Here is a 12,211-nt window from a genome sequence, read left to right on the forward strand (position 1 = left end):
CCGACCTGAGGGGGAAGGGCATGCCAAAGGCAATTGACGACAAGCTGGTGCTGGCGATTTCTTCGCGGGCGCTGTTTGATTTGAGCGAAAGCCACAAGGTCTATCTGTCGAGCGGCGTCGAAGCCTACCGGCAGTATCAGATCGAACACGAAGACGAAATCCTTCACCCCGGCGATGCTTTTCCGTTGGTGCAGAAACTCCTGAACCTCAACAATAGCCTGGGCCGCGCCCGGGTCGAGGTGATTCTGGTGTCGCGCAATAGCGCCGACACCGGGCTGCGGGTATTCAATTCGATCGACCATTACGGACTGGCGATTTCCCGTGCGGCATTCGTCGGCGGGCGTAGTCCGTATCCCTACCTCAAGGCCTTTGGCTGCGATCTGTTTCTCTCGACCCACGCCGAAGACGTACGCAATGCCCTGGACGCCGGATTCGCCGCAGCGACCATTCTGTCTGGCGGTGCCAGCCGTGCGGCCAGCGACGAGTTGCGCATCGCCTTCGACGGAGACGCGGTGCTGTTTTCCGATGAGTCGGAGCGCATTTATCAGGCCGGTGGTCTGGAGGCGTTCCAGGTCAGCGAGCGTGAGGCCGCTCGCGAGCCGTTGCGCGGAGGGCCGTTCAAGGGCTTTCTCGCGGCCCTGAACCTGTTGCAGCGTGAGTTCCCGGAGGACGCCTGTCCGATTCGTACTGCGCTGGTCACGGCGCGCTCGGCGCCCGCCCATGAGCGGGTGATTCGCACGTTGCGCGAGTGGGATATTCGTCTCGACGAATCGCTGTTCCTCGGTGGCCTGACCAAGTCCGCCTTTCTCGAAGCCTTCGCCGCCGATGTGTTTTTCGACGATCAGGCCGGGCACTGCGAATTGGCCCGTGAAGTCGTCGCCACCGGTCATGTGCCCCACGGCATAAGCAACGAGCAAAAGGTTTAAGCCCGCCGTTCAATGTGTTGCGCCGGACGTCGTAGTCGCCAAGGCACTGCTAAGCTGAATCAAATCTCCGCCATGTTGGCAGTCGAGGAGGTCATATGATTCGTTCGATGCTGTACGCCACTGACCTTGGCCTGTACGCGCCCGTGGTGATGCAGCATGCCCTGGAGCTGGCCCGCACCTTCAATGCCAATTTGTACGTCGTGCATGCGGTGGAGCCCATGGGGTTGTTTGCCGAATCGGTGCTGCAAAGTTATCTCGATGAACAGGCGCTGAACGAATTTCACAGCCAGGGCCTGAATACTGTGATTGCCAGTATCGAGCAGCGGGTGCTCGACAGTTTTCGTGAGGAACTGGGGGACGAAGGGGAGCACGACCTGGAGCGGATTCAGGCAGTCAGGGTGCTGCAGGGCGACCCATCGCAGGTGATTCTGGACCAGGCGCAGAAACTCTCCGTGGATTTGTTGATCGTAGGAAGTCACAGCCACGGTGCGGGTGCGGAAACGCCTTTGGGCCGGACCGCCGCCCGTGTTTTGCAACTGTCCAAGGTGCCGGTCTATCTGGTGCCGCTGGTGCAACGTCGTCGTCAAGGGGACCTCTAGGACCCGAATAATGGCAATCTGATAAAAAAGTTCTAGATTTATTCTTCGAGCCATTAATATAGTTATATATCGTCGCTGATGCCCGTGGCGTCTACCTGCTTTGAGGGATTCATATGAAGCTTCAACAATTGCGCTACATCTGGGAAGTGGCGCACCACGACCTCAACGTTTCCGCTACAGCCCAAAGCCTTTACACCTCTCAACCGGGCATCAGCAAACAGATCCGCCTGCTGGAAGATGAACTGGGCGTCGAAGTCTTTGCCCGCAGCGGCAAGCACTTGACCCGGGTCACCCCGGCCGGTGAGCGCATCATCACCACCGCTGGCGAAATTCTGCGCAAGGTTGAAAGCATCAAGCAGATCGCCCAGGAATTCTCCAACGAGAAGAAAGGCACCCTGTCGATTGCCACCACTCACACCCAGGCACGTTATGCGTTGCCGCCGGTGATCAGCAATTTCATCAAGCAATACCCGGACGTTGCCCTGCATATGCACCAGGGATCGCCGATGCAAATCGCCGAAATGGCCGCTGACGGTACCGTGGATTTCGCCATTGCCACCGAAGCGCTCGAACTGTTCGGTGATCTGGTGATGATGCCGTGCTACCGCTGGAACCGCTGCGTGGTCGTGCCTCAGGGGCACCCGCTGACCAAACTGTCGAAACTGACCCTCGAAGCGCTGGCCGAATACCCGATCGTCACTTACGTGTTCGGTTTTACCGGCCGTTCGAAACTCGACGAAGCGTTCAGCCATCGAGGCCTGACGCCGAAAGTGGTGTTCACCGCCGCCGACGCCGACGTGATCAAAACCTATGTTCGTTTGGGCCTGGGCGTGGGCATCGTGGCGAAAATGGCCGTCGACACCAAACTCGACAGCGACCTGGTCGTACTTGATGCCAGCGAACTGTTCGAGTCCAGCGTGACCAAGATCGGCTTCCGACGCGGCACTTTCCTGCGCGGTTTCATGTGCGACTTCATCGAGAAGTTCGCACCGCACCTGACCCGCGAAGTCATGGCCAAGGCCATTCAATGCCACAACAAGCAGGAACTGGAAGAGCTGTTCGAAGGTGTCGAACTGCCAGTCCATTAAGCCCGTTTAAACGACCTCGGTGACAGCGAACTGTTGCCGAGCGCCCGCCACCGTAATTTCCACCTCGTCGCCCTCGAACTTGCCCAGCAGGCTTTTGCCCAGCGGTGAGCGCGGGGTGATAACGGTGATCAGTTGCCCCACCAGGTCGACTTTCAACCCGGCTGCATCAGGGGCGAGGAACAGCCATTGTTCGCGCCCCTTTTCGTCTTCGAGCCCGAGCAGCGAGCCGACTTCGATGCCCCGCTGTTCGTCATACGGGCGCAGGGCCAGGTTCTGGCAGAGGCTCAGTGACTGGCGGATTTCCTCGACCCTCCTGGCTTGCCCGGCCGCGAGATAGGACGCCTCGAGCCCCAGGGTGTCGTATTTGTTCTCGGCGATGTTTTCTTCGTGGGTCGCCGTTTCGTAGGCGGTTTGCGCAGCCCGTTCGGCGATGTCGAGATCGATCTGCAGCTTGTCGAGAATCAGTTGGTGGACGGTGTGCTTATTCATGATCAATCGCAGAATTGCAGAACGTTGGCGCGACTTTTTTCGCTGGGTGCAGTCCGGTCCTGTTGCAGCCAGAACTGACAGTTCGGGTTGGCCAGGTTGCGAGTGCTGCCGCGTGCCTGATCGAGCCGTTGTGCCTGCTCGCTCTTGCGCAGGTTTTCTTCATATTGCTCGAACAGCGGACTCTGTGGCGGGATGTCCGGCACCGGTTGAGTCACCACCGGTGGCTTGGCCAATTGCTCCACAGCTGCCGCCACGGGTGCCAATTGTTCGCTGAAAAGCAGGCGTGAAGCGAGCCAGCAGGTCAGCACAATGGCAATGAATCCCAGCCACATGCCGAGGGCGATGCTGCCGGTCAGTTGCAGGGCATTGAGGCTGATCGGGAAGGATCGGCGCGGAGCGGGGCGGTGGGGCATGGTTGCCTCCTGGCGAAAGGTCACTGGCGAGTGGCGATTGTCGCATGAAGAATAATCGTCGTCGGCTCTTCTGCACGGGGTAATTTATGCGGACAATCGGCGCCTTTGCCAACGGGAGCCTGGAATGCCTGAACTGAAAACCCGCTGGGATATTTTTTGCACCGTGGTCGACAATTTCGGCGACATCGGCGTGACCTGGCGACTGGCCCGGCAACTGGTGGCCGAACATGGACTGGCAGTGCGTCTATGGGTCGATGATCTGCGAGCGTTCGAGCGCCTGTGTCCGCCAATCGACATCCACGCTGCGCAGCAATGGCAGCAAGGCGTCGAAGTGCGCCAATGGCCAGCCGAGTGGCAACGGACTGAAGCTGCCGATGTGGTGATTGCTGCATTCGCCTGCCAATTGCCGAGCGCCTATATGGATGCCATGGTCGAACGGGAAAAAACTCCGCTGTGGATGAACCTCGACTACCTGAGTGCCGAGGACTGGGTGATCGGCTGTCACGGATTGCCCTCGGTGAAGTACAAAAATGTACAGAAGTTCTTTTTCTTCCCGGGTTTCCAGAAGGGCACTGGCGGATTGTTGCGTGAGCGCGGACTGCTTGAGCGCCGTCGGCAATTTCAGCAGGACCCGCAAGCTCAAAGAGAATTCCTGCACGGTTTAGGGATTGATCCTGCGCCCGGCGCTCAGTTGATCTCATTGTTTGCCTACGAAAACACCGGGCTGGCCAGTTGGCTCGATGCGATGGCTGGAGATTCGACGGCCACTCATCTGCTGGTGCCGGAAGGGCGGATTCTCGGCGACGTCGAGCGTTGGCTCGGTGTGCAGGGTTTGGCGGCCGGTGCCGTGCATGTGCGTGACGCCTTGACCGTGCAAGTGCTGCCATTCGTCCGCCAGGACCAATACGACGGGTTGCTGTGGTGCTGCGATTTCAATGCCGTGCGTGGCGAAGATTCCTTTGTGCGCGCTCAATGGGCGGGCCGGCCATTTCTCTGGCACATCTACCGGCAGGAAGAAGATATCCATCTGGACAAGCTCGAAGCCTTCCTCGAGCTCTATGTGAATGGGTTATCGGACCCTGCGCGGGAGGCGATCAGCGGTCTCTGGCGGGCCTGGAACGCCGGTGAAAAAATGCCCGACCACTGGCAATCCACCCGTAAACACTGGCCAGAGCTGGAAAAACACGCCGAGGCGTGGTGTCTGGAACAGGCCTTGCAGGCCGATCTTGCCACGGCGCTGGTACAGTTTTATGGAAATTGGATATGATACGCGGCCTAGATTTTTGTAAATCCCATCCAAATTCGGATATTCGCAATGAAAACTGGTAAAGAACTCAAACCCGGTACCGTGATCCGTATCGACAACGATCCTTGGCTGGTTCAGAAAGCTGAATTCACCAAGTCCGGTCGTAACAGCGCGATCATGAAGACCAAGCTGAAGAACCTGCTGACCGGCTACAAGACCGAAACCGTATACGGTGCGGACGACAAGCTGGACGACGTGATCCTCGACCGTAAGGAAGCGACCCTGTCCTTCATCAGCGGCGACTCCTACACGTTCATGGACACCACCGACTACACCATGTACGAGCTGAACGCCGAAGACATCGAAAGCGTTCTGCCATTCGTGGAAGAAGGCATGACCGACGTTTGCGAAGCCGTGTTCTTCGAAGGCCGTCTGGTTTCCGTAGAGCTGCCGACCACCATCGTGCGTCAGGTTGACTACACCGAAGGTTCCGCTCGCGGCGACACTTCCGGCAAGGTGATGAAGCCTGCCAAACTGAAGAACGGTACCGAGCTGTCGGTTGCTGACTTCATCGAAATCGGCGACATGATCGAGATCGATACCCGCGAAGGCGGTTCCTACAAAGGCCGTGCCAAATAAGCACTGCTTGAGGAATGAAAAAGCCCGACCATTGAGTCGGGCTTTTTTGTGCCTGGAACATTCCATCCTATGTAGGAGCGAGCTTGCTCGCGATGGAGGTCAACGATAACGCGTATTTCCCGGTGAAACGCGTCGCCTGCAAGTCCATCGCGAGCAAGCTCGCTCCTACAGTTTCTATTTCAGGTGTTGCTTGAGCTCTTCAGACGCCTGCAACATCGCCGAACGCACCGCTGGCACCTGGCTCACCACGTTGAGCAGACCGTAGTCGTGGATCATGCCGTTGTAGCGCACTGAGGTGACCGGCACGCCGGCTTCATCGAGTTTGCGGGCGTAGGCTTCGCCTTCGTCGCGCAACACGTCGGCACTGGCGGTCTGTACCAGCGCTGGCGGCAACCCTTTCAACTGGGCGGTGGTTGCGCGCAGAGGTGAGGCATAGATCTCGTTACGCTGGTTGGCGTCGGTGGTGTAGTTGTCCCAGAACCACTTCATCGCATTTTTGCTGAGGAAGTACCCTTCGGCAAACTGGTTGTAGGACGCGGTTTCGAAGTTGGCATCCGTCACCGGCCACAGCAATACCTGGAACTTGATCTCCGGGGTTCCCTTGTCCTTGGCCATCAGCGAAACCACGGCCGCCATGTTGCCGCCGACACTGTTGCCGGCTACCGCCAGGCGCTTGCCATCGACGTTGATCTCCTTACCGTGCTCGGCCACCCATTTTGTCGCGGCGTAAGCCTGGTTGATCGCCACTGGGTAATGGGCTTCCGGCGACGGCGTGTAGTTCACGAACACGGCCGCTGCCCCCGAACCCGTCACCAGGTCACGCACCAGCCGCTCGTGGGTCGGGAAGTCCCCCAGTACCCAGCCGCCGCCGTGGAAGAACATGAACACGGGCAGCTCACCCTTGACCCCGGCTGGCCGGACGATGGTCAGGTTCAGCGGTTGGCCGTCGACTTGAATGGTCTTCTGGCTGACATCTGCTTTTGGCAGTGTCAGTTTCACCCCGGCCTGCGCGCCCGTCAGCACGGCGCGGGCGTCTTTTGGGCTGAGTTGTTCAAGCGGCTTGCCGGTACCGGCATTCAGCACATCGAGGAACGCCTGGGTGTTGTGTTCAACCCCGTCACTTGCGAACGCACCGTTGATCGACAGAGCGAGAAGGGTACCGGTCAAGACTTTGCTGAGAGTGTTCATGTTCGTTTCCTGTTCGGGCCTGGGAAGTCGGCGCTTAGACGGTTACGTGCAGGCGGACATCGACGTTGCCACGGGTGGCATTGGAGTACGGGCAGACCTGGTGGGCGGCGTCGACCAGTGCCTGGGCATCGGCTTGTTCAAGACCCGGCAGGCTGATGTGCAGGTCGATGTCCAGGCCGAAACCGCCAGGGATCTGGCCGATGCCGACATGGGCGGTGATCGAAGCGTCGCTCGGGATGCTGCGCTTGGTCTGGCTGGCGACGAATTTCAGGGCGCCGATGAAGCAGGCGGAATAGCCGGCGGCGAACAGTTGCTCAGGGTTGGTGGCTGCGCCGCCGGCACCGCCGAGTTCTTTCGGCGTGGCGAGTTTGACGTCGAGGATGCTGTCGCTGGAGATCGCACGACCGTCACGGCCACCGGTGGAAGTTGCGATTGCGGTGTAGAGAGTTTGCATGGTGAAAGCCTCGTTCGGGGTTTGATGTGTTTGCGCTAAATGTTTGCGCGCTAAGTAAGTGCGAAATTAATGTATCGCGCTAATGTTTAGTGCGCAAGATAAATTTTCAAAGAAATTTGAGAAAAGACGAAGGGCTGTGAGGCGGTTTGGATTGGAAGTATTGAGTTAGAGCTGTCGGGGGCAGGAGAAGGTGGCTAACCCGGTTTTTCGGTACTGTGCAAAATCAGTGTGGGAGCGAGCCTGCTCGCGATTGCGGCGTGTCAGTCAACATCTATGTTGAATGTGACATTGCATTCGCGAGCAGGCTCGCTCCCACAGAGAGGGGCTTGAAATTACAGGCTGTCTTGCAGGTGACGACGCAGCGCTTGCAGCTCCGCTTGCAGGTTTTGCAGGCGCTCCAGCGTCATCCCGCTGGCGCCGAGGATGCATTGGGGAATATCACGCGCCTTGGCGCGCAACGCCCGGCCCTGTTCGGTGAGCTCGACGATCACCACGCGTTCATCTTCGCGGCTGCGGGTTCGGCTGAGCAGGCCTTCGGCTTCCAGGCGCTTGAGCAGCGGTGTCAAGGATCCCGGGTCGGTCAGCAATCGAGTGCTGATTTCGCCTACCGTCAAACCGTCCCTTTCCCACAACACCATCATCGCCAGGTATTGCGGGTAGGTCAGGCCCAGCGCTTGCAGCAGGGGCTTGTAGACCTTGGTCATCATCAGCGAAGTGGAGTGCAGGGCGAAGCAGGCCTGATTATCCAGCAGCAGGTTGTCGCAGTTGTCCGGGGTGTTGCGCTCGGTGCTCATGTCGAAGCCTTGATCTGTGATCTTTGGAATCTAGCGGGCGAATCTTTAATGCGCCAGATAATTTTGATCAGTGCCGTTGCAAATGGGTTTGCAACAGCAGATCCCAGGGCGGCACCGGGCTGAAGCGGGTTTTCAGGTACTCCAGCAACAAGCGGCTTCGGGAGTTGGGTTGTTGCTCCAGGCGCAAGGCATAGATGCCGGCGTTTTCCGGTTTTGGCAGGCCGCTGTCGCAGAACAGCGGCAGCAACTCACCGCGCAACAGGTACTCGCTGGCCAGCCAGGTCGGCAGGTGCGCGATACCCAATCCGGCCAATGCGCCGCATACCAGCGCCTCGGCATTGTTGGCGCTCATGCGCACCCGCGCCGGCCGATGCAACTGCATTTGCCCGTCCCGTTCGAAACGCCAGGCGAAGGGCGGGGCCAGGCCATCCCAATCGAGTCCGTCGTGTTCAATTAGCTGCGACGGATCGGTCGGCACGCCACGTCGCCGCAAATAGTCAGGACTGGCGCAGGCAATACGCAACATGCTCGCCAGTGGCGTGGCCACCAGCCGGGTGTCGGCCAATTGCCCGGCGCGCAGCACCAGATCGACCTTGCCGAGGTTCTGGCCTTGCATGTCGACAAAACTGTCGATCAGGTGCAGTTGCACATCGAGTCCCGGATAGAGCATGAGGAAATCGGCAATCACCGGTGCCAGGTGCCGGCGCCCAAAGGCTGCTGGCGCATCGATACGAATCAGGCCTTCCGGCGCGCTGCTCAAGGATACGGCCTCGGCCCGGGCCAGACGCAATTCGGCGACGATCCGCCGTGCTCGCTCGGCGAAGGCCAATCCTGCCGGGGTAGCACGCACCGCATGCGTGCTGCGGATGAACAGCTGACTGCCGACCGCGTTTTCCAGGCTGTCGATACGCCGTGCCACCGCCGAAGGGGTCATCGGATGACGGCGCGAGGCGGCGGAAAAACTGCCGGTTTCCAGTACATCGAGGAATAAAGCCAGTTGGTCGGTCAGTTGGTTGGGGTTCATGGCAAGTCTGCGCTTGTGCGAATTTGGCACAGCCATTGTGCGTCGCTGTGCGTTTCCGTGCCATAAGCAACTGCGTAGGATCAATGGCGTGATGTGAGGAGAAATCGGCCGTGATTGAGTTTCTGATGTACCTGATGTTCGGTGCCGCCCTGGGCACGCTCGGCGGTTTGTTCGGCATCGGCGGTGGCCTGATTGCCATTCCGCTGTTGGGCGTGCTGTTCGGGCTCGATCAGCAGATTGCCCAAGGCACGGCATTGGTGATGGTCGTGCCGAACGTGATGCTGGCGCTGTGGCGCTACCATCAGCGCAACCGGATCGAGCGGCAACACGCGCTACCGTTGGCCATCATGGGGTTCTGCTTCGCCTGGCTCGGGTCGATCTGGGCGGTGGGCATCGATGCGCGAACCATGCGCATAGGTTTTGTGGCGTTTCTGATCGCACTGTCGGCGTACAACCTCGTACGCATGTTCGCCGCCAACGCCTCGGCGGCGTCACGGATGAACTACTCATGGCCCTGGCTGGGCGTGCTGGGCGCTGCATCCGGCACGATGGGCGGATTGTTCGGCGTGGGAGGCGCAGTGGTGGCGACACCGGTGCTGACCAGCCTGTTCGGCACCAGCCAGGTGGTTGCACAGGGGTTGTCCTTGGCGCTGGCCTTGCCGAGCACGGGGGTGACGCTGGTGACTTATGCCGTGCACCATCAGGTCAACTGGGGAATCGGCTTACCCTTGGCGGTCGGGGGGCTGATGAGCATCAGTTGGGGCGTGAAGGTTGCCCACGCTTTGCCGGAGCGGCTGCTGCGCGGGCTGTTTTGCGGGTTCCTGGTGTTCTGTGCGGTGATGCTCGTCTTCAAAGTTTGAAGCCATCAATGATGTGGTCGGCCAGGCACTCGGTGATCGGTGACGGGTTATGCAGGTTGCGCACGAGCATGATGCTGGCCTCGGGCAACAACGGCAGATCCTCGGCTTCACCCAGAATGCGCATGTCCGCGGTGATCAGGCTTTCAAGCTGTGCGGTCACTGCCAGGCCGGCGCTGACCACGGCCATGATCGCTGACAGGCTGTCGCTGTTGTACGCCACCCGGTAATCGCGCCCCCGGGCATCCAGGGCATTGCAGGCCCACTGGCGGCAGAAGCAATCGCTGTTGAACATCGCCAGCGGCAGCGGCGTCTGTTCGTGGGCGCTGTAGCATTGCGCCTCGGCCCAGACAAAACGTTCCTTGCGCAACAACTGGCCGATTTCGCTGCCCGGCTCGCGGGTCACGATGGAAAGGTCCAGGTCCTGGCGCATCAACAGCTGTTTCGATGATTCGCAGTGCACTTCGATCTGGATCAACGGATATGACTGGGCAAACCGGCGCAGAATCCCCGGGAGAAATCGCATCACATAATCGTCCGGCGTACCGATGCGCACCATGCCGACCATGTCGGGTTCACGCAGGGTATTGAAGACCTCGCTGTGCAGCTTGAGGATCCGCCGCGCATAGCCCAGCAGCACCTGACCTTCGGCCGTCAGCCGCACCTGCCGTCCGTCGCGCTGGAACAGCTGGCGCTGCAGCACATCCTCTTCCAGTCGTTTCATCTGCATGCTGACGGCTGACTGGGTGCGGTTGACCATTTCGCCGGCGCGGGTAAAGCCGCCCTGGTCGGCGATGGCGACGAAGGTGCGCAGTACTTCGGTATCGATACTCGGGTAGGCCGACATTCATCAATCTCCGAGATATGTGACATCAGAAACATTCGTTGGATTGATCTTAGACCCGGCGCGAGACTGGAGCCATCCAAACGGAGGGCAACAAGATGAAAGGTCAACATGAGTTCCACGGTGCGGAAAAACACTCCATTCACCTGATATCCGATCTGCTGCACAAGGTCGGCCGCTGGTACGAACTGCATCGCGAGCGCGAACTGCTGGCGAGCTTGAGCGACGAAGCACTCAAGGACATCGGCATGAGTCGTGCGGATGTGGAGAACGAGTCGGTCAAGCCGTTCTGGAGCGACCCGATGCATAAATGATCCGATCAATAAATGATGAATCCCACGCTACACAAACCCCTTACCGGTGAGGTAGGTTGCGAGCAGACAAGGAGATGCCCATGCCCGCAACATTGTCCTTTACCCTCAAACAGGCTCGGCGTCTGGCGCTGGCCGCCCAAGGGTTCAACGGGCGGCAGTCGCCAGCGGCGATCAAGGCTGTTGCGCTCAACCGACTGATCGAACGGCTGGGCATTTTGCAGATCGATTCGGTCAATGCAGTGGTGCGTTCGCACTACCTTCCGCTGTTTTCCCGCCTCGGCCATTACTCCTCCGACTTGCTCGACCAGGCTGCCTGGAGCCAGGGCCGGCGTCGGACACTCTTTGAGTATTGGGGCCATGAAGCCTCGTTGTTACCGCTTTCCCTGTACCCGCTGATGCGTTGGCGCATGCAGCGAGCGAGCCGTGGCGAATACATCTATCAGCAACTGGCGCGTTTTGGGCGAGAACAGCAAGACACGATTCGTCGCGTGCTGGCTTCGGTCGAGCAGCAGGGCGCGCTGGGTGCCGGGAGTCTGTCGACCCGTCAGGAGCGTGCCGGGCCCTGGTGGGACTGGAGTGCGGAAAAGCATGCGCTGGAATGGTTGTTCGCTGCCGGTGAAGTGACCGTCGCCGGACGGCGCGGGTTCGAAAGGCTCTACGATTTGCCGGAGCGGGTGATTCCCTCGGCGGTGCTTGCGCAGCCCGTCCTCGATGAAACTGACGCCCAGCGCGGCCTGTTACGGCATGCGGTAACGGCCTTGGGTGTCGGTACGGAGAAGGACTTGCGTGACTATTTCCGCCTGAACCCTGCGGACAGTCGTCCACGTTTGGCGGAGTTGGTCGAGGCCGGTGAATTGCTGACCTGCGAAGTCCAGGGCTGGCGACAAGCGGCCTATTGTCTGCCCGAGCCGAAGGTACCGCGCAAAGTCGCGGCCAGTGCCTTGCTCTCGCCGTTCGATTCGCTGATCTGGGAGCGCAGCCGTACGGAGCGGCTGTTTGATTTCCGTTATCGGCTGGAAATCTACACGCCGCAGGACAAGCGCATTTACGGCTATTACGTGCTGCCGTTTCTGCACAACGAAAGGATTGCCGCACGGGTCGATTTGCGTGCCGAGCGGGCGGCGGGTCGTTTGGCTGTGCATGCGGTGCATGAAGAAGAAACGGGGCTGGATGACGAGGGAATGTTGGCGTTGGCGATCAATCTGCGGCAGATGGCGGATTGGCTGGGGCTGGCGCAGGTTCAGTTGAACTGCCCGCGGGCGAGTGCGGCAAGGTTGCGCGTGGCATTGGCACAATTTGAGGCTGACTGAACCACTGCTTTTGTAGGAGCTGCCGC

The 12,211-nt window shown here is 59.6% G+C and carries 15 protein-coding genes; 8 read left to right on the top strand and 7 right to left on the bottom strand.

Annotated features, from left to right (window positions below):
* Positions 1-20: 20 nt before the first annotated feature.
* From KW846_RS14035 to cysB, 3 genes are all read left to right on the top strand, one after another.
* Positions 21-926: a 5'-nucleotidase gene (locus KW846_RS14035; RefSeq protein WP_218482854.1), complete on the top strand. Its 906-nt coding sequence runs from the start codon at positions 21-23 to the stop codon at positions 924-926.
* A gap of 95 nt (positions 927-1,021) precedes the next feature.
* Positions 1,022-1,525: a universal stress protein gene (locus tag KW846_RS14040; RefSeq protein ID WP_008023285.1), complete on the top strand. Its 504-nt coding sequence runs from the start codon at positions 1,022-1,024 to the stop codon at positions 1,523-1,525.
* A 113-nt stretch (positions 1,526-1,638) separates the two neighbouring features.
* Positions 1,639-2,613 carry an HTH-type transcriptional regulator CysB gene (cysB, locus tag KW846_RS14045; protein WP_015094029.1) on the top strand — a complete coding sequence of 325 codons (975 nt, stop codon included), beginning with the start codon at positions 1,639-1,641 and terminating at the stop codon, positions 2,611-2,613.
* Positions 2,614-2,619: 6 nt separating this feature from the next.
* Here the strand turns inward: cysB and KW846_RS14050 are convergent, their stop codons facing one another.
* Positions 2,620-3,102 carry a GreA/GreB family elongation factor gene (locus KW846_RS14050; protein ID WP_218482856.1) on the bottom strand — a complete coding sequence of 161 codons (483 nt, stop codon included), beginning with the start codon at positions 3,100-3,102 and terminating at the stop codon, positions 2,620-2,622.
* 2 nt (positions 3,103-3,104) lie between these two features.
* A complete protein-coding gene (locus KW846_RS14055) occupies positions 3,105-3,515 on the bottom strand; it encodes a hypothetical protein (RefSeq protein ID WP_007973545.1) in 411 nt (136 codons plus the stop codon).
* Positions 3,516-3,639: 124 nt separating this feature from the next.
* Here KW846_RS14055 and earP point away from each other — a divergent pair, with 124 nt between their 5' ends.
* The gene (earP, locus tag KW846_RS14060; protein ID WP_218482858.1) at positions 3,640-4,782 is read left to right on the top strand and encodes an elongation factor P maturation arginine rhamnosyltransferase EarP; all 1,143 of its coding nucleotides are present in this window, start codon (positions 3,640-3,642) and stop codon (positions 4,780-4,782) included.
* Positions 4,783-4,830: 48 nt separating this feature from the next.
* Positions 4,831-5,400, top strand: a complete 570-nt coding sequence (locus KW846_RS14065) for an elongation factor P (RefSeq protein ID WP_007955690.1) — start codon at positions 4,831-4,833, stop codon at positions 5,398-5,400.
* A gap of 174 nt (positions 5,401-5,574) precedes the next feature.
* Here the strand turns inward: KW846_RS14065 and KW846_RS14070 are convergent, their stop codons facing one another.
* The 4 genes from KW846_RS14070 to KW846_RS14085 form a co-directional block, all read right to left on the bottom strand.
* Positions 5,575-6,588: an alpha/beta hydrolase gene (locus KW846_RS14070; RefSeq protein WP_218482861.1), complete on the bottom strand. Its 1,014-nt coding sequence runs from the start codon at positions 6,586-6,588 to the stop codon at positions 5,575-5,577.
* Positions 6,589-6,622: 34 nt separating this feature from the next.
* Positions 6,623-7,042, bottom strand: a complete 420-nt coding sequence (locus tag KW846_RS14075) for an organic hydroperoxide resistance protein (protein ID WP_218482863.1) — start codon at positions 7,040-7,042, stop codon at positions 6,623-6,625.
* Between the two features lie 332 nt (positions 7,043-7,374).
* The gene (locus tag KW846_RS14080) at positions 7,375-7,836 is read right to left on the bottom strand and encodes a MarR family winged helix-turn-helix transcriptional regulator (protein ID WP_218482866.1); all 462 of its coding nucleotides are present in this window, start codon (positions 7,834-7,836) and stop codon (positions 7,375-7,377) included.
* 67 nt (positions 7,837-7,903) lie between these two features.
* On the bottom strand, positions 7,904-8,860 hold the full coding sequence (locus KW846_RS14085; protein ID WP_218482868.1) for a LysR family transcriptional regulator: 957 nt from the start codon (positions 8,858-8,860) through the stop codon (positions 7,904-7,906).
* 110 nt (positions 8,861-8,970) lie between these two features.
* On the opposite strand from KW846_RS14085, the gene KW846_RS14090 reads away from it, so the two are divergent.
* Entirely contained in the window at positions 8,971-9,720 is a 750-nt protein-coding gene (locus tag KW846_RS14090; RefSeq protein WP_371321747.1) for a sulfite exporter TauE/SafE family protein, read from the top strand.
* Here the strand turns inward: KW846_RS14090 and KW846_RS14095 are convergent.
* On the bottom strand, positions 9,710-10,564 hold the full coding sequence (locus tag KW846_RS14095; protein ID WP_007973533.1) for a LysR substrate-binding domain-containing protein: 855 nt from the start codon (positions 10,562-10,564) through the stop codon (positions 9,710-9,712). The genes KW846_RS14090 and KW846_RS14095 overlap by 11 nt on opposite strands.
* A gap of 95 nt (positions 10,565-10,659) precedes the next feature.
* Here KW846_RS14095 and KW846_RS14100 point away from each other — a divergent pair, with 95 nt between their 5' ends.
* A complete protein-coding gene (locus KW846_RS14100) occupies positions 10,660-10,875 on the top strand; it encodes a DUF1127 domain-containing protein (RefSeq protein WP_218482871.1) in 216 nt (71 codons plus the stop codon).
* Positions 10,876-10,955: 80 nt separating this feature from the next.
* Positions 10,956-12,185, top strand: a complete 1,230-nt coding sequence (locus KW846_RS14105) for a winged helix-turn-helix domain-containing protein (protein ID WP_218482873.1) — start codon at positions 10,956-10,958, stop codon at positions 12,183-12,185.
* The last annotated feature ends 26 nt before the right edge of the window (positions 12,186-12,211 follow it).

This window comes from Pseudomonas sp. PDM32 (genome assembly GCF_019219225.1).
Lineage (GTDB): Bacteria > Pseudomonadota > Gammaproteobacteria > Pseudomonadales > Pseudomonadaceae > Aquipseudomonas > Aquipseudomonas laurylsulfatiphila.